Origin of the sequence: Algoriphagus sp. CAU 1675, assembly GCF_029222925.1 — a bacterium.
Classification (GTDB): domain Bacteria; phylum Bacteroidota; class Bacteroidia; order Cytophagales; family Cyclobacteriaceae; genus Algoriphagus.
The window spans coordinates 16,763-34,501 of sequence record NZ_JARHUI010000006.1 but is presented as its reverse complement, the minus strand read 5'-3'; the positions used below and the strand labels follow the sequence as shown (position 1 = coordinate 34,501).

The window sequence follows — 17,739 nt, the reverse complement described above, 5'->3', positions numbered from 1 at the left end:
ACTCAATCCGCTTTTCTCTCATATATTTGAAAAACTGAATTCATTTAAACGCATTATACAATGGCAAAAGCAATTGAAATCACTGACGCTAACTTTGAGGAAGTAATCAAAACTGACAAGCCTATCCTGGTGGATTTTTGGGCAGAATGGTGTGGACCTTGTAAAATGATCGGACCTATCGTAGAAGAAATGGCCGGTGATTACGAAGGAAAAGCCATTATTGGAAAAGTAGACGTGGATACCAATCCAGGTGTTGCCCAGGCTTTCGGAATCCGTTCTATCCCTACCCTCTTGTTCTTCAAAGGTGGACAGATCGTAGACAAGCAAGTTGGAGCAGTTCCAAAAGCTATCCTAACTCAAAAACTAGACGCTCATCTTTAATATAAGGATTAGTGATAAAATAGAGCCGTGAGGAAATCCTTACGGCTTTTTTTGTGAGTCCAGACAAAAGGAACAACAAACCAACCGGGAAGCTTTTTCATTTTATTCCCTTTTCTGAATAGTTATATTCACATCCCCATGCAAGAAACCCTGATATCATTGGATCGTTTTTTTGAGCTTCGAAAGGAGCTCCCAATCATCGATGCCCGAAGTGAGGGGGAATTTGCACAAAGTCATATTCCAGGCGCCTTCAACCTTCCCATTCTCAACAATCAGGAAAGAGTCATCGTCGGCACTCTTTACAAACAAAAAGGCTCGGAAGAGGCGACTTTGAAAGGGTTTGAACTGGTCGGTCCCAGGTTTCATCAAATCCAAAAAGAGGCGATTTCTAAATTTCCTGACAGGAAAGTGATTCTTTACTGTTGGAGAGGAGGCATGAGAAGTCAGATCCTTTCCTGGCTTTTGGGGATGGTCGGTTTTGAAGTATTCCGCCTAAAAGGAGGATATAAGACTTACAGGAGTTTTACTTTCGAAGAAGTCAGAAAAGAAAGAAAACTGATTGTCCTTGGAGGGAAAACCGGAACCGGGAAAACCGTTTTATTGAAAGCTCTTCAGGCCAAAGGAGAGCAACTTTTGGATCTGGAAGATCTGGCCAATCACAAAGGCTCTTCTTTTGGTGCCATTGGTCAAGCCCCACAGCCTACCGTAGAGCAATTTGAAAATCTGATGGCAGAGGCTCTTTTGGACACTGATCCAGCCATGCCACTTTGGGTGGAAAATGAAAGCCGAAAAATCGGAAAGAACATCATTCCAGATGCATTTTTCGATCAGATGGGTCTGGCTTATCTTATCGAGATCCAAAAATCCCAAGAGGAACGGATTCGGCACATAGAACTGGAATATGCCCAACTCCCCAAGGAGGAATTGATCCAAGCTGTACAGCGCCTCCAAAAAAGGTTGGGGGGATTAAGAACCCAACAAGCAATTGAAGACATTCAGAACGGAAACCATGCTTCCTGGATCAGCAACCTCCTGATCTATTATGACAAAACCTATGAATTTGACCTTCAGCGGCATGAACAATCCAAAATGGTAACTTTGGATCTCAGTAATCTAACCGAAGAAGCTCAAACCGAGCAATTACTACAAGCCAAAAACCAACTTTATGGAAACTAATCCCATCCGATTGACTGAATGGAGTGAAGGCTCCGGCTGCGGATGCAAAATTGCTCCTGCAGTCCTTGACCAAATCCTTGCTGCCAGCGGCTCATTTTCCCAAACAGACCCAAATTTATTGGTTGGAAATTCCCAGAAGGACGATGCTGCTGTCTATCAGGTTTCTGATGATTTGGCATTTATCAATACTGTGGACTTTTTCACACCAATAGTGGATGATGCTTTTGATTTTGGCAGGATCTCCGCAGCAAACGCCTTATCCGATGTCTATGCCATGGGGGGCAAACCGATTTTTGCCAATGCTATCTTGAGTTGGCCGGTGGAAAAAATCCCCATTGAACTTGCAGCCAAAGTTCTGGAAGGGGCTAAATCCGTTTGTAAAACAGCCGGAATTGAACTCGCCGGAGGACACAGCATTGCGGCAAAGGACCCGATTTTTGGACTTTCTGTCAATGGAGTCATTCATCCCCGAAAGATCAAAACCAATCGGGAATCCAAGGAAGGAGATTTGATTTTCCTCACCAAACCACTTGGAATCGGAGTCCTGGCTACAGCTTTGAAAAGACAGAAAATCCAAGAGAAAGATTACCTCAATTTATTGGATACAGCTTGTAGGTTGAACACCATAGGTTCGGTTTTGGGAAACCATGAGGAAGTCCATGCCATGACGGATGTGACAGGCTTTGGACTCCTGGGCCACCTGATAGAAATGGCGGAAGGTGCCGGACTTTCTGCCAAAATCGAACTCAACAAGCTTCCCCTGATCGAGGGAATACAGGAATACATCAATCAGTTTATATTCCCGGATAATACCTATAGAAACTGGAATGCCTACAGCCCCAAAACCAAGGGCGTGCAGGGCATGGATTTGGTCAAACTCTGTGATCCCCAAACCAGCGGAGGGCTATTGATCTCTGTTTCTCCGGAAAACAAGACCTGGTTTGAAGAGACGATTAAATCCCAGAACCAAGTAGCTTGGGAGATCGGCTGTTTTACAGCAAAGGAGGAATTTGTAGTGGAGGTGGTTCAATAAATCTACTTTGAAATTGTAAATTGATGGTTCATTAAACTCACCCAAAATGAACCTAAAACCTATCAACCTACTCTCAATCTTCTTTCTTGCTGTAAGCTCTCAGGTATTTGCTCAAGTGCCAAAGGATCTGAAAAGCGAATTGGTGATCCTCCAAGTAGAAACTCTGGAAGAAAAAACCATCCTACTGGAGCAAAGACATTTTGAAGCTCCCAACTGGTCCCGGGAAGGGGATTATTTATTGATCAACGCCGGAGGGAAGTTGGAGAAAATCGGACTGGATGGATCCAAACTCGGAGAGGTCTCCCCTGAGCAGATTTCCAGAGTCAACAATGACCATGGACTCAGTTTTGATGGTAAAACTCTGGTATATAGCAGAAACGATGAGGGACTCAGTTCCAGAATTTACACTATCCCCTTAAAAGGAGGAAAACCCAAACTGATCACCGAAAACTACCCTAGCTACTGGCATGGAATCAGTCCGGATGGCAAGACTTTGGTGTATTGTGCAGAACGGAATGGAGAATGGGACGTCTGGGCAATCCCTACAAAAGGAGGAAAGGAAGTGCGCCTGACCAATGCCTCGGGATTGGATGATGGACCAGAATATTCCTACGACGGCAAGTATATCTATTTCAATTCTCATAGAACCGGGCGCATGCATGCCTACCGAATGAAACCTGATGGAACGGAACAGGAGCAATTGACTTCCGATGACTTGGACAATTGGTTTCCCCATCCTTCTCCGGACAACCAGTCAATAGTATACATTTCCTATTTGGAGGATCAAAAAGGAGCCCATCCATTTGGTAAGGATGTCAAGCTTAGACTGATGGATCTGAACACCCGTGAAATCAAGGATTTAACCCCGGTCTTTTACGGAGGCCAAGGTACAATCAATGTGCACAGTTGGTCGCCTGACGGAAAATGGATCGCCTTTGTCCGATATCATAAGTAAAACAAAAAGCCCGGAGGCAATTCAGTTGAATCCTCCGGGCTTTCATTTTTTTTAACATGTTAATGCCCAAGAGGAGAGACCCCTCCTGAAACCATAAACTTCATCACCTCAGAGCTTTTGACCCCTTTAAGAGGCTTGATCTTGTCTTTGGAAACAAGGAACACATTTCCGGACACATTGTAGCTGTGGGGAAAATACACCGCAACCAAATCCGGCTCTCCTATCCCTGACATATCCTCTTGTGTGATAAATCCTAGACGGGACATGCTATCTGAGATCTGAACCAAAACAGGTGAGTTGAATTTTTTCTTTTCCCCCACAAAAGCCCCCATCAGGTCTTTGATAGAGGTATACAAAAGATTTACAAAGGGGATTTTAAAGACTCCCCGTTCAAACCACTCAAAAATGGGTTTGGTGAAAAACAGACTGGCCAAATATCCAATAAAGGTGATCAAGCCCAAAACCATCAAAATCCCGATCCCCGGAAAGGGAACAGGGATCAGATTATCCAGAAAGACAAAAATGGCATACATGACATAGATCGTAACTGACAAGGGAGTCAGAAACAGCAAGCCTCTCAGGAAATAGGAAAGAATTCTACGATAAGTGAAAGCCATACCAGATCAATTTTTCAATAAAAAATGCCTAACCGAAAGGCTAAGCATCTTTCATTGCATGACACAAAATTACTCAATCAAGAAGTTTAACCTTAACGCTTCTGTAAAAAATCACGGATTCAGGATCATGCGCCTGCAAGGCGATGGTTCCATGGCTGAGTTTCTTGGTTCCTAAATCAGCTCCGCGTTTATCGTCCTTGGACTCATCGTATTCGTTGATTGTCTTGCCATTGATCTTCACGGTGATCTTAGATCCTTGAACGATGATATGCTCGGTATACCATTCTCCATCCTCCACATAGACCTCCTTTACATCCTGGAAGGAATAAACACTTCCGGTCTTTCTCCAGTCTCCATGACTTTGGTTCACTTGGATTTCATAGCCCACATTTGGCCAACCGTCTTCTTGGTATTGGGTATGGATAAAAATCCCGGAATTAGCCTTGGGCATAGTCTTGACCTCCACCATTAATTCAAAATTCTTAAAATCATGATTGCCGACAGGTCCATCGTAAAAGAGGTGAGCACGTGGCCCATCAACCTTGATCTCCCCATTGATTACCTGAAAGGAGGCAGGGTTTTCGGATATTTTCCATCCGTCCAGATTTTTGCCGTTGAAAAGTTCAATCCAGTCCCCACCTTGGGCAAAGGAGACAAGAGAGAGAGAAAACAGAACTAAAATTGAAAACAGTTTTTTCATAGGTTTTGGGTTTGATTGATAAGAAATTAAAAGTTAATGGATTTCCAAGAAAAATCTCAAACCATTGGAAACAAAAAAGGCTCTGAAATGATCAGAGCCTTTCTTTTTAAAGTCAGGAATTGCTTAGAGGTCAATTCCCATAAAGGACATAAAGGCCATCCCCATCAATCCCGTCAAAAGCATGGTAATCCCCAACCCTTTCAAACCATTTGGAACATGCGAATACTTCAGTTTTTCACGAATCGCCGCTAAGGCTACGATTGCCAAACAGAAACCTGTACCTGAACCGAATCCATAGACTGCGGATTCAGCCAAAGTATAATCTCTCTGGGCCATGAAAAGTGAACCACCCAAGATCGCACAGTTTACAGCGATCAAAGGCAAGAAGATACCCAAGGCACCATAAAGAGCAGGAGCAAATTTTTCAACAACCATTTCCACCAACTGCACCATGGAGGCGATGATGGCGATGAACATGATAAATCTCAAGAAAGTCAGGTCAATGGATGCCAAATCAGCACTGATCCAGCTCAAAGCTCCTTCTTTCAATACATATTCATTCAAAAGCCAGTTGACCGGTACTGTCACTGTCAATACGAAGATTACAGCGGCACCCAAACCCAGAGCTGTGCTTACTTTTTTGGATACGGCCAGGAAAGAACACATGCCGAGGAAGTAAGCGAAAACCATATTGTCGATAAAGATCGACCGAATACCTAAGTTAAATAATTCCATTTCTTCTATCGGTTTTAGTGTTCAACATAACCTGTTTTGGTACGCTGTACCCAAACAATCAGACCTAGGATAATGAAGGCTCCAACCGGAGAAACCATCAAACCATTGGTAGCCAATTTGAAATCAGGACCAAAGATACCGGACACATAATCAAATACAGGAATTCCAAACACAGATCCTGAACCCCAAAGCTCTCTAAAGAAAGCTACAGTCAGGATAATCCAGGAATAGCCCAATGCAGATCCAAAACCATCCAAAACGGAATCGTAAGGCTTATTACCCAAAGCAAAGGCTTCGAGACGGCCCATTACGATACAGTTGGTAATGATCAGACCTACGAATACCGCAAGTTCTTTGTACATGTCATAGGCAAAGGCTCTAAGCACCTCGGATACCAAGGTTACCAAAGTTGCTACTACTGCCAACTGAACGATGATACGTACTCGGCTTGGGATGGTGTTTCTCATAATGGAGATCACCAAGTTGGACATCACCACCACAAAAATCACAGAGATCGCCATTACCAAGGTTGGCTTCATCTGTGTGGTTACCGCCAAGGCAGAACAAATTCCCAATACCTGAATAGTAATCGGGTTTTCATCTACCAAAGGGTCTGTTACTAACTTTTTTCGGCGCTTGGAAAGCAATGCCTCAGCAGGCTTTTTCTCAATCGCTTTTTCTATTGTTTCAGCACTCATAATGATTGAATTCAGTGAGTTGATTGATAATTAAAGAGCGGCTACTGCCTGTGAGGATTTCTTTGATTCGATGTAAGCTTTGTAATGCTCCAGGTAATTTTTCACCATGGCGTTTACTCCCTTACCTGTGATGGTTGCACCGGACATCCCGTCGATTTGGTGCGGATTGGAAGTATAGTCCTTGCCTTCGCCCTTCTGCATTTCAACAGCTACCAATTCACCAGACTCATCGAAGATCGTTTTACCTACATATCTGCTCTGAACTGTTGGGTCGGTGATTCTTGCACCAAGACCAGGAGTTTCACCAGCGTGTGCAAGTGTGATACCTCCCACAGTATTCATATCTGTTTTGATAGCGATAAAGCCCCAGATAGCATCCCAAAGTCCTGCTCCATAAAGTGGAAAAATATAAGATTCCACGTCATCGGAGTTTCCTTCCGCATGGTAAATGAAAACAGGGTACAATCTCTGGTCAGCAGGTCTCTTGTAATTTTTTGCAATATCTACGGTTTCAGCAGATACAGCCACACCGTCTTGCTCAGTTACTTCCTGTCCATTGATATCTACAACTACGGATGCGATTCTGCTTGTATAGTACTGATTCACCTCTTCTGGGGTCATCGCACTGATTTCTTCACCGCTGATTACTGCACCCAGAATCTGTTTTTTCTTATCCAAAGCTTCTGCTTCACGCTGCAATGGTCCCAATACCTGAGAAGTACCGGAAAGAAGCAGCCCAAGAAACACGGTCAAAATGACCGAGAATGTAATGATATATGCGTTAGACTGTTGCACGTTGTAACCTCCTTGTTTTGTTAGCTTTTACTACATAATAATCGATCAGTGGAGCAAACACGTTCATGAATAGAACCGCAAGCATGATGCCCTCTGGGTATGCAGGGTTGGTCACCCGGATAATCACGGTCAGGAATCCGATCAACAATCCATAGATCCACTTACCAACCTCAGTCTGAGCGGCAGATACAGGGTCAGTTGCCATAAATACGATTCCAAACGCAAGACCACCCATTACCCAGTGATACTGAGGAGGCATAGCCATGTATTCGTTTACAGCAAACAAGTTCATCACCACGCCCATGATATAGGCACCCGCAAATCCAGAAACGATGATTTTCCAGCTAGCTACACCGGTAGCGATCAAAATCAAAGCACCGATCAAAGCCATCAGGGTAGAGGTCTCTCCAATTGAGCCAGGAATCCAACCCATAAACATATTAGCAAAGCTGAACATATCAGTTCCCAAAGCAGTATTGTGACTGGCCAAAGCCTCCGTCACAGGGACACCGTCTACGCCGGCATTGTAGGCTACTGAAAGGGCAGTCGCACCGGAGAATCCGTCAACGGACATTTTGTCTCCCAAATACGTCCAAACCTGATCACCAGAGATCTGAGCTGGGTAAGCGAAGTATAAGAACGCTCTAGCAGTCATCGCTACGTTCAGGATATTCATCCCTGTGCCTCCAAATACTTCCTTTGCGATCACCACGGCAAAAACAGTAGCCAAAGCTACTTGCCACAAGGGTGTAGTAGCCGGGATCACCAATGGAATCAACATACCTGTTACCAGGAAGCCCTCATTGATTGGGTGCTTGCGGACCACCGCAAAAACAGCTTCTACCAAACCACCGGCAGCATAGGCTACGATAATTATAGGAAGAACCAGTTTCAAACCAACCAGGAGTTTGTCTCCAAAGTCAGCCCAAAGTTCGGCAGTTTCCCCGGTAGCCAACATATGCTGGTGACCGGTGTTGTAAATACCGAAAAGTAAAGCAGGAATCATGGCCACCACAACGGTGATCATCATACGCTTCAGGTCGATTGCATCTTTTACCTGAGCTCCTTTGATTCCAGTAGTATGATTTGGGGAAAACAAAAATGTTTCTCCAGCCTCAAATGCGTAATATAAACTTTCAAGCTTTCCTCCCTTTTCGAAAAGAGGACGCTGCTTGTCCATTAAATCTCGTAGAAACTTCATATGGATTAACTGTATTGGATTAATTCTATACCTTTTCTTACCAACTCCTGAACAGGGTGCTTGGATACATCAACGAATTCGCAAAGTGCCAAGTCCTCTTCAACAATTTCATAGATCCCCAATTCCTCCATTTCATCGAAATCTTCTGCCATGATGGCTTTCAACAAATAAACGGGAAGGATATCCATAGGAGTCACCGATTCAAAAACACCGGTCTGAACGAATGCGCGCTCCTCACCTCTACAGTTGGAGTCCAGCACATATTCTTTTTTCGGATTGAGGAAAGACAACAATCCCAATGCTCTATGGTAGCTCAGTTTTTTGGCGGTAGGCTTAGCCCATCCTAAAAACTCATAGTAGTCACCTTCAGGGATTACCGTGATCTGATTGTGATAAAAACCAAGGAAACCGTCTAGGGCGATTTTCTCGCCTGTCAACACGTTGCCGGAAATAACGCGAACATGTCCTGAATTCAGGTTACCCTTCACGAAGGTGGAGACATTGGCGCCGGAAATGGTCTTTACATAAGCCGCATTAGTCACCTCAGAACCTGTAACTGCGATCACTTTGGACGCATCATAGATTCCTTCGAGGATGAACTTACCGATTTGAACGACTCCATTAGGGCTTACAGTCCAAGCAATTTCCCCTTTGTTGATGGGATCCAAATGATGAATCTGAACACCTACGTTACCCGCTGGATGTGGGCCGGAAAACTGATTGATCTCCACTCCTTTGGCTCCGGAGAAAATAGCCGGAACAGACTTGGATCCGTCAACATTCAAATGGACTTTACCAGAAGTCAGTTTGGCCAAAGCGTCCAAACCCGCCTGAAAATACTTCTCCTCACCCTGAAGAGCAAAACCGTAATCGGGAGCAAGAGGGTGGGAATCAAAAGCGGAAATGAAGATGGCTTTGGGAGTGTCAGCCGGGTTGGCCACAATTCCAAAAGGTCTCTGAATGATATTCGGCCAAACACCAGAAGCAGCAAGTTTTGCTGCCAAAGCGTCCCGGTCCAGAGAATTCAGATCCGTTTTTTCTTGATTTTCGTAGGAGATGGATTGATCAGCCAAAATTCTGATCTCAAGTAGCTTTCGCTTTTCACCTCGCAAAACAGCGACGATTTCGCCGGATACCGGTGCAGCATACACTACCTGGTCCAGGGCTTTGTCGATCAGGATGGGAGTACCAGCCTTTACGGTATCTCCTTCATTGACAAGGACTTTTGGCCTCTGAAGACCGATAAAGTCAGTCGGCTTAATGGCGAAGGTCTGAGCTGGAGCAAAATTAGCCAGCTTTTGCTTGGCCTTTCCTGCTAGGTTGATGTCAAAACCTTTCTTAAGCTTCACTATTTTAGACATATGCGTATTTGAACTATGAGCTTTTGAAAAACGCCTCAAATCTAATAAATAACCTTTTTAAAAGAAGGATATATCTGAGATTATGTTGGAAGAAACGAAAGAATAGTCCCCGTTTTTTTCAAATGGCGGTATTTGAGTTTAGGCAGGAAGAATTTTGGTTTCTAGGGAATCCAGGTAATCCTTTACTTTCTCCATCAGCCACATGGGCGTAGAAGTGGCTCCACAAATCCCTACCTTATCGGAAGGGTTAAACCAGTCCGGATCCAGCTCAGTCTCGTTTTCCACAAAATAACTCCGAGGATTTTGACTCAAGCAAACCTGGTAAAGAGCTTTCCCATTGGAACTTTTCTTGCCGGAAACAAACACGATCACGTCATTCTCCTGAGCAAAGTGCTGCAACTGGGGCTCTCTATTGGACACTTGTCGACAGATGGAATCATTGGCATTGAAATCCACTTCTGTTAATTCCCCTTTAGCAGTTTTGATTCTTTCCTGGATTTTTTGGGAAATCTCATAAAAGCCCTTGGTGCTCTTTGTAGTCTGAGAAAATAGGGTGACCGGGCGATTGAAATCAATTTTGTCCAAATCGGATTCTTCCATAATTACGATGGCTTTCTCCAATGTCTGACCGGTAAGCCCTATGACTTCAGCATGCCCTTTTTTACCATAGATCACAATCTGCCCATTTTCTCGCTCCATCTTATCAAAGGCGGTTTTCACCCTATGCTGAAGCTTGAGTACTACAGGACAAGAGGCATCGATTAATTCGATGTTGTTTTCTATAGCCATTTTGTAGGTTTCAGGTGGCTCACCATGAGCGCGGATCAAAACCTTGCAGTTGCTCAACTCAGCAAGTTTCTCACGGTCAATGACGACCAGACCTTTTTCGCTGAGGCGCTTCACCTCCATATCGTTGTGAACTATATCTCCGAGGCAATACAGGTGCTCGCTCTGCTCCATTTCATCCTCTGCCATTTTGATAGCAAACTCCACTCCAAAGCAATAGCCTGAATTCTTGTCAATCGTTACTTGCATACTCCTCTTCTTTTTTTATTGTATTCCGGGCCAATTCCACAATTTGTCCCACTTGCTCCAAAAACGACAGGTGACTGGTATCGATTTCCACAGCATCCGGCATTTTCCTCAAAGGGCTTTCCTTTCGGGTAGAATCTATTCTGTCCCGTTCAGCCAGGTTATTGCTGATTTCCTGCAATTCCACCAACTCTCCTTTTTCCAACAACTCCTGCTGCCGGCGAATAGCCCGAGTTTCCAAATCAGCGCTCATGAATATCTTCAGTTCAGCATCCGGAAATACAACGGATCCTATGTCCCTTCCGTCCATGACCACTCCCTTTTTCTTACCCAGTCTTTGCTGTTGAGCTACAAGCTCCTTTCGAATTTCGGGGATAGCGGCTATTTCGCTGACTTTCTCAGACACCCGCATGCTTCGGATTTCATCCTCCACATTCAATCCATTGAGATAGGTTTCCTGTCTATGGGTATCTGGGTTTAACTGAAAAGTAATCTCCAGGGATTTGAGCCCTTTTTCCACATCGTGGGGATTTGCCGGAGACAGGTAGTGGTTCAAAAAATGAAGGGTCGCTGCCCGATACATTGCCCCTGAATCAATATAGGTATATCCCAATTCCTTAGCTACAATCTTGGCGGTGGAACTCTTTCCGCAACCCGAATATCCATCAATGGCGATGACGATTTTACCCATCCAAAAAACCTATTTCGGTTCGTTTTTTTATTACTCGGCAAATATAGTAGTTTTAATCCAATCCCCCCCGGAAGAAGGAATCCGAAAACCTGAAGAGGGATTTTTAAATTCGAATTTTTAAAAGCGTAAAGTATGGAAATCAAAGGGCAACTGGTAGACATTGAGAACAGGTGCATCTACCCGGCAAAAATCCAGATCCAAAATCAAAAAATCACCCAGATAGAACGCATAGACGACGAAAAGGACCTTCCCTATCTGATGCCGGGGTTCATCGACGCTCATGTCCATGTGGAATCCTCCATGCTGGTCCCATCTGAATTTGCCCGATTGGCGGTAGTCCATGGCACGGTAGCCACCGTATCCGACCCACACGAAATAGCCAATGTCTGCGGCATGCAGGGCGTAGAGTATATGATTGAAAACGGAAAACAAGTTCCTTTCAAGTTCTACTTCGGAGCTCCTTCTTGTGTGCCGGCCACTCCTTTCGAAACAGCCGGAGGAGAAATTGATGCGGCCGACATAGAAAACCTGATGAGCAGACCGGAAATTGCTTATTTGGCCGAGATGATGAATTGGCCGGGTACGGTGAATCGAGATCCCTTGGTCATGGAAAAAATCCGAATCGCAGAAAAATTCAATAAACCCATTGACGGACATGCGCCTGGGCTCATAGGGGAATTGGCAGAAAAATATGTATCCGCAGGTCCAAACACAGACCATGAGTGCTTTACCTATGAAGAAGCCTTAGGAAAAATTAAACTGGGAATGAAAATAGCTATTCGAGAGGGCTCTGCTGCCAAGAACTTTGAAGCATTGATCGACCTCATTGATGACTACCCGGAGATGATTATGTTCTGCTCAGATGACAAGCATCCCGACAATCTGGCTGTCGGACATATCAATGAACTGGTAGCTCGGGCGGTGGCCAGAGGAAAGGATTTATTTAAGGTACTTCAGGCCGCCTGCCTTAATCCGATCCATCATTATTCGTTGGAAGTGGGGCAATTACGCATAGGTGATCCAGCAGATTTCATTTTTGTCAATAACCTGAAAGATTATCAGGTACTAGCTACTTATATAAATGGAGAAAAAGTAGCTGAAGATGGAAGGACCCTAATCCCTTCCGGTGTAAATGAGATCATTAATAATTTCAATACCAGCACAAAAAAACCAGAGGATTTTCAAATTACTGCTTCAGGTAAAAAAGTGAGAGTGATTGAGGCTTTAGACGGACAATTGATTACGCCAGAAATCGAAGGGGAAATATTAACCAGAAACGGTTTTGCGGAACCCAACCCTGAAAAGGACATCCTAAAAATCACCGTAGTCAATCGGTACCAAGACGCTCCGCCCGCTGTAGCTTTTATCAAAAACTTCGGTTTAAAAGTCGGAGCCATCGCCTCTTCCGTCGGCCACGACTCGCATAATATTATAGCAGTAGGAGTAGATGATGAATCCATTTGCCGGGCAGCTAACCTGATCATCCAAGCCAAAGGTGGGGTTTCCGCAGTATCTGGAGATAGAGAAGAAGTGCTTCCATTGCCTGTAGGAGGCATCATGTCTCCAGAAGATGGCTATGAGGTCGCCAAAGCTTACACCCGAATTGATCAAATGTCCAAGAAAATGGGATCCACTCTGAATTCTCCATTTATGACCCTGAGCTTTATGGCTTTACTGGTGATTCCGGACTTAAAATTGAGTGATAAGGGGCTGTTTGATGGACAGAAATTCAAATTCTCAGAACTATTCCTGAAGCAGAATTAATTATTTAAAATATTTTTAAAAAATAGTTGATTTTTACCCCCCCCTATCACTACATTGCTAGTGATCTTTTTGGCCAAAGTGATTAGGAGTTGAATCCGCCTACTCAAAGGGATTTTTTAAACCTTAAACTCTTTAAAAATGAAAAAATTAAAATTCATGACAATCCTAACAATGGGACTTATTTTAAACTTTGTAGTGCCATTCCAGCCAGGGTTTGGACAAGGTTCTTGCATCAGAACTGATTATTACGATGGATGCGGTGAATTGATTTGGACAACAGGGGACCCATCCTGCCCCTATGTAAACATTGTAATTATTGAAACTGAATGCGATACCTAATTATACAAGGATTTATTTTTCAATAACAAGTAAGTTTTTAATTCAATTCGTAAAAAGCACAGCCCATAATTGAATTTGGGCTGTGTTTTCGAATTTGTCAATAACAAAGACCTCCCTTTAAGCCAACTACAAAATGAAATTGAGTATTTCTAAAAAGATTAAGTACAGTTTCGGGGTTCTACTATGCGTTACTTCCGTATTTTTACTCTCTTTTTCTCCTCCAACTAACCCCTTTGAAAGAATAATCGCCGCATTCGAGCGATATATTTCTGAAATGCCTCAGGAGAAGGTTTATCTTCATTTGGACAGACCTTTTTACGCAGCCGGGGAGACGATCTGGTTTAAAGCCTATCTCACTGCCGGCCCCTATCACGAACCTTCCCTACTCAGCCGGACCATTTATGTAGAACTGATCAATGCTGAGGGGGAAATCATCCAGCATCTCAAGGTCTTTTCCCCGGACGGATTTGCTTCCGGACATCTTGATTTGCCTGATTCTCTGGCCTATGGCAACTATTTGCTGAGATCTTATACCAATTGGATGAGAAATTCCGATGAAGCCTATTTTTTCCACAGGCCCCTGAAAATCCTGAGTAATTCCACTCCAGTTAGTACGCAATTTCATTCGGGTGAATTGGACATTCAGTTCTTTCCTGAAGGAGGCAATCTGGTCAATGGGATCATGAGTAAAGTAGCTTTCAAGGCTGTAGGAGAAAAGGGTTTGGGCGAAGTGGTCAAAGGAAAAATCCTGGAAGACGGAATCGAAATTACCGAATTTGAAAGCAATCAACTGGGAATGGGTGTCTTTCCACTGCTTCCTAAAAAAGGCAAACAATACAAGGCAGTGATTGAGGAAATAGACCTAGAAGTGCTCTTGCCGAGTCCCTTAGACTCCGGCATCGTCATGGCGGTGAACAATTCCACTTCGGCTTCAGATCTTGTGGTGAAGATTCAGGCTTCGGAAAATTACCCTATTCAAAATCTCCATCTTTTGGCCCAGACCAGAGGGATAGTCTGCGCCTCCAGTCAGGTAGACCTTTCTAAAAAGGTTCTGATTGCCAAAATCCCCAAGAAAGAATTCCCTTCAGGTATTGCCCAAATAACAGCATTGGATGAAAAGGGAAATCCATTGGCCGAACGACTGGTATTCATAGACCATCAAGATCAACTCAACATCACGATATCCACCGAGAAATCGGTCTTTGCACCAAGAGACTCCGTGCGAGTCAACATAGAGGCGAAAACCAAAGACGGTCTTCCGGCAATGGCCAATTTGTCACTGACTGTATTTGATGGAGGGCAGACCGGAATTAATGAAAACAAGGAAACGATCCAATCCAATCTTTTGATCTCGTCGGAGCTAAAAGGATATATTGAATCTCCCGGGTATTATTTCAATCCTGAAAACTCAGACCGGGAAGAAGCTTTGGATTTCCTCATGCTGACACAGGGCTGGAGAAGATTCACCATCAAAGAAGCTTTAGGTGTCGAAAGCGCAAAACCTATCTACAGAGTGGAAAAGGGCTTGACGATCAGAGGGCAACTCACTGATCAAAACAAGAAACCTGTAGAAGAAGGCACGGTATCTTACCTTTCCTTATTCCCCCTTCCTGAAACAAAAACAGCGACAAGTAACTCCAACGGCATGTTTGAAATCCATGACCTGATATTTTTTGATTCAACGAAGTTCGTCTTGCAGGGAAAACCAAATAAGGGTCGCTCACCAGTTGAGGTTTTGACTCATAGTTCCCATGAAGCGCCAGAATTATCTTATCCAATCTTCTCTAGCATACCTGAGCCTACAATTTCGGAAAAGGATTTCCTTTCCAAATCTGTAGAGCGAAGGGAAATCGACAAAGCCTACAACTTTGAAAATCCCGAATATATTCTCGAGGGGGTAGAAGTAAAGGACACAAAAATCAAAGAGGAAAACACCGGTGCGAGAATCTATGGAAATGGCACCGTAAATATCCAAGTCGCAGACAATCCCGCCCTTGAGAACCAACAGCATCCACTCAATTTGGTGCAGGGAAGAGTTCCCGGGGTTCAGGTGTGGGGCAATGGGGAGAATTGGACTGTTTTAATCCAAGGAGTTTCTTCCATCCATAATAAAATTGAACCTTTGATTATGGTGGACGATCTACCGGTCCCCCTAGAAAGTTTAAGCAACATTCCGGTTTATGAAATCGAAAGCTATAAAGTTTGGAAGGGACCCGATACCGCTATTTTTGGTGCAAGAGGTGCAAATGGCGTAATTGGCTTTTACACCCGCAGAGCAAAGGTAGGGACAAGCCTACCAAAGGAGGAAGTGACAAGTCCTTCGGTAAGTGGATATCAGCTTGAGAAAGAATTCTATTCGCCCAAATATTCTCCCCAAGAGCCTCTACTGGTCAAACCCGACAGGCGTATCACGCTATTTTGGGCACCAAGCATTCAGACTGATTCAGAAGGAAAGGCTTCTGTCCTTTTTTACAATCATGATGTAGAAAGTGAAATTCACGGGGAAATCGAGGGGATTGGTATAGATGGAACCCCTGGAAGTTCTAGATTTCAGTATAGGATCAATAAATAGGAAAGATGGATTTAGAACAAAAAAACCTCCAGATTTTGAAAATCTGGAGGGGTTCTTTTTCATCTTAAAACTCCGAGGTAAAGTGAAACTCAATCTCGGGATAATTGTCCTGTACCATTTGCAACCAGGCTTTGGACTCGGCCATAAAGACCAGCTTTCCATCCTTATCTCTGGCGATATGTCGGTTTTTGGAGCGCACAAATTCATCCAGCTGCTTTTTATCAGTACTGCTGATCCAGCAGGCCTTGTAGAGGTTCATAGGATGAAACTCCACCGTGGCATTGTATTCGTTTTTCAGACGGAACTGGATCACCTCAAACTGGAGTTGTCCCACAGTTCCCACTACTTTTCTGGACCCCATTTCAAAGGTAAACAACTGGGCTACCCCTTCCTCCATCAGCTGCTTCAGCCCCTTCTCCAACTGTTTGGTCTTCATCGCATCCTTATTGACTACTTCCCGGAAAATCTCCGGTGAGAAACTCGGAATTCCTGTAAACACCATGTTTTCCCCATCGGTCAGGGTATCGCCGATTTTCAGGTTACCCGTATCATAAAGACCTACAATATCTCCCGGAAATGCCTCATCGATGATTTCCTTATCCTGAGCCATAAACTGGGTCACATTGGAAAAACGAAGCGGCTTGGCCCCTCCTACATGGTTGTAGGGTTTATTCCGTTCAAATTTCCCGGAACAGATTCTCAGGAAGGCAATTCGGTTACGGTGATTGGGATCCATGTTGGCGTGAATTTTAAACACAAAGCCTGAAAATTTAGGCTCCTCGGGTTTCACCTCCCGTACATCCGTCATTCGGCTTTTGGGTGGAGGAGCAATCTGAATGAAGGTATCCAGCATCTCGTTGACCCCGAAATTATTGACAGCCGAGCCAAAGAAAACCGGAGCGACTTTTCCCTCCAAATAATCCGAAATCTCAAACTCAGGATAAACTCCCTCGATCAGCTCCACGTCCTCTCTTAACTGGTCTGCAGGATTCTGTCCAATCAATTGATCCAGTTCAGAATCTTCCAGATTCTCAAATGTTTTTCTATCGTCACTTAGTTTTCTCTGGGAAGGCGTAAAAAGGTTCAACTTTTGGTCATAGAGGTTGTACACACCCTTGAAGCTTTTCCCCATGCCGATGGGCCAGGAAAGAGGTCTTACTTTGATATTGAGCTTTTCCTCCACCTCATCCAATAGATCATAGGGATCTCTTCCTTCCCGGTCCAGTTTGTTGATAAAGCAGATCACGGGCGTATTTCGCATACGACAGACCTCCATGAGTTTTTCAGTCTGAATCTCTACCCCTTTTACGCAGTCAATCACCATAATCACCGAATCCACAGCGGTCAGCGTTCGATAGGTATCCTCCGCAAAATCCTGGTGACCTGGAGTATCCAAAAGATTGATCTTAATGCCTTTGTATTCGAAGCCCATGACGGAAGTAGCCACAGAAATACCTCTTTGCTTTTCGATTTCCATCCAGTCGGACTTGGTTGCCGTGTCGATTTTGTTGGATTTAACGGCTCCTGCTGTATTGATCGCACCACCGAACAAAAGCAATTTTTCGGTCAGTGTGGTCTTACCTGCATCCGGGTGAGCAATGATGGCAAAAGTTCTGCGTTTTTGGATTTCTTCTTTCAAACTCATGGGACTCGAATTTCAGGGGGCAAAGGTAAGCAAAAAATTCCTTG

The 17,739-nt window shown here is 44.1% G+C and carries 17 protein-coding genes; 7 read left to right on the top strand and 10 right to left on the bottom strand.

Annotated features, from left to right (window positions below):
• Positions 1-60: 60 nt before the first annotated feature.
• The 4 genes from trxA (at position 61) to P2G54_RS14075 (ending at position 3,545) form a co-directional block, all read left to right on the top strand.
• Positions 61-381, top strand: a complete 321-nt coding sequence (gene trxA, locus P2G54_RS14090) for a thioredoxin (protein WP_275872190.1) — start codon at positions 61-63, stop codon at positions 379-381.
• 138 nt (positions 382-519) lie between these two features.
• Complete coding sequence (gene mnmH, locus P2G54_RS14085) at positions 520-1,557, top strand: tRNA 2-selenouridine(34) synthase MnmH (RefSeq protein ID WP_275872189.1); 1,038 nt, start codon at positions 520-522, stop codon at positions 1,555-1,557.
• Positions 1,547-2,590 (top strand): selenide, water dikinase SelD, encoded by a 1,044-nt coding sequence (selD, locus tag P2G54_RS14080; protein ID WP_275872188.1) that lies wholly within the window; start codon positions 1,547-1,549, stop codon positions 2,588-2,590. The genes mnmH and selD overlap by 11 nt, the downstream gene beginning before the upstream one ends.
• A gap of 46 nt (positions 2,591-2,636) precedes the next feature.
• Complete coding sequence (locus P2G54_RS14075; protein WP_275872187.1) at positions 2,637-3,545, top strand: DUF5050 domain-containing protein; 909 nt, start codon at positions 2,637-2,639, stop codon at positions 3,543-3,545.
• Positions 3,546-3,604: 59 nt separating this feature from the next.
• Here P2G54_RS14075 and P2G54_RS14070 read toward each other — a convergent pair whose 3' ends face one another.
• The 9 genes from P2G54_RS14070 to cmk form a co-directional block, all read right to left on the bottom strand.
• Positions 3,605-4,162 (bottom strand): DUF502 domain-containing protein, encoded by a 558-nt coding sequence (locus tag P2G54_RS14070; RefSeq protein ID WP_275872186.1) that lies wholly within the window; start codon positions 4,160-4,162, stop codon positions 3,605-3,607.
• Positions 4,163-4,235: 73 nt separating this feature from the next.
• Positions 4,236-4,862, bottom strand: coding sequence for a DUF1080 domain-containing protein (locus P2G54_RS14065; RefSeq protein ID WP_275872185.1), 627 nt, complete (start codon positions 4,860-4,862; stop codon positions 4,236-4,238).
• 123 nt (positions 4,863-4,985) lie between these two features.
• Positions 4,986-5,597: an NADH:ubiquinone reductase (Na(+)-transporting) subunit E gene (nqrE, locus tag P2G54_RS14060; protein ID WP_275872184.1), complete on the bottom strand. Its 612-nt coding sequence runs from the start codon at positions 5,595-5,597 to the stop codon at positions 4,986-4,988.
• Positions 5,598-5,611: 14 nt separating this feature from the next.
• Positions 5,612-6,295 (bottom strand): NADH:ubiquinone reductase (Na(+)-transporting) subunit D, encoded by a 684-nt coding sequence (locus P2G54_RS14055; RefSeq protein WP_275872183.1) that lies wholly within the window; start codon positions 6,293-6,295, stop codon positions 5,612-5,614.
• Between the two features lie 30 nt (positions 6,296-6,325).
• A complete protein-coding gene (gene nqrC, locus P2G54_RS14050) occupies positions 6,326-7,090 on the bottom strand; it encodes an NADH:ubiquinone reductase (Na(+)-transporting) subunit C (RefSeq protein ID WP_275872182.1) in 765 nt (254 codons plus the stop codon).
• On the bottom strand, positions 7,077-8,291 hold the full coding sequence (locus tag P2G54_RS14045; RefSeq protein WP_275872181.1) for an NADH:ubiquinone reductase (Na(+)-transporting) subunit B: 1,215 nt from the start codon (positions 8,289-8,291) through the stop codon (positions 7,077-7,079). The genes nqrC and P2G54_RS14045 overlap by 14 nt, the downstream gene beginning before the upstream one ends.
• A gap of 5 nt (positions 8,292-8,296) precedes the next feature.
• Positions 8,297-9,652: a Na(+)-translocating NADH-quinone reductase subunit A gene (locus tag P2G54_RS14040; RefSeq protein ID WP_275872180.1), complete on the bottom strand. Its 1,356-nt coding sequence runs from the start codon at positions 9,650-9,652 to the stop codon at positions 8,297-8,299.
• A gap of 138 nt (positions 9,653-9,790) precedes the next feature.
• Positions 9,791-10,687, bottom strand: coding sequence for a 4-hydroxy-3-methylbut-2-enyl diphosphate reductase (locus P2G54_RS14035; protein WP_275872179.1), 897 nt, complete (start codon positions 10,685-10,687; stop codon positions 9,791-9,793).
• The gene (gene cmk / locus P2G54_RS14030) at positions 10,671-11,375 is read right to left on the bottom strand and encodes a (d)CMP kinase (RefSeq protein ID WP_275872178.1); all 705 of its coding nucleotides are present in this window, start codon (positions 11,373-11,375) and stop codon (positions 10,671-10,673) included. Before cmk ends, P2G54_RS14035 begins: the two co-directional genes overlap by 17 nt.
• Positions 11,376-11,507: 132 nt before the next feature.
• On the opposite strand from cmk, the gene ade reads away from it, so the two are divergent.
• From ade to P2G54_RS14015, 3 genes are all read left to right on the top strand, one after another.
• Positions 11,508-13,139 (top strand): adenine deaminase, encoded by a 1,632-nt coding sequence (ade, locus tag P2G54_RS14025; protein WP_275872177.1) that lies wholly within the window; start codon positions 11,508-11,510, stop codon positions 13,137-13,139.
• A gap of 138 nt (positions 13,140-13,277) precedes the next feature.
• Positions 13,278-13,478, top strand: coding sequence for a hypothetical protein (locus P2G54_RS14020; RefSeq protein ID WP_275872176.1), 201 nt, complete (start codon positions 13,278-13,280; stop codon positions 13,476-13,478).
• A gap of 133 nt (positions 13,479-13,611) precedes the next feature.
• Complete coding sequence (locus P2G54_RS14015; RefSeq protein ID WP_275872175.1) at positions 13,612-16,050, top strand: TonB-dependent receptor plug domain-containing protein; 2,439 nt, start codon at positions 13,612-13,614, stop codon at positions 16,048-16,050.
• A 64-nt stretch (positions 16,051-16,114) separates the two neighbouring features.
• On the opposite strand, the gene P2G54_RS14010 is transcribed toward P2G54_RS14015, so the two are convergent.
• A complete protein-coding gene (locus P2G54_RS14010; RefSeq protein WP_275872174.1) occupies positions 16,115-17,695 on the bottom strand; it encodes a peptide chain release factor 3 in 1,581 nt (526 codons plus the stop codon).
• Positions 17,696-17,739: the final 44 nt, after the last annotated feature.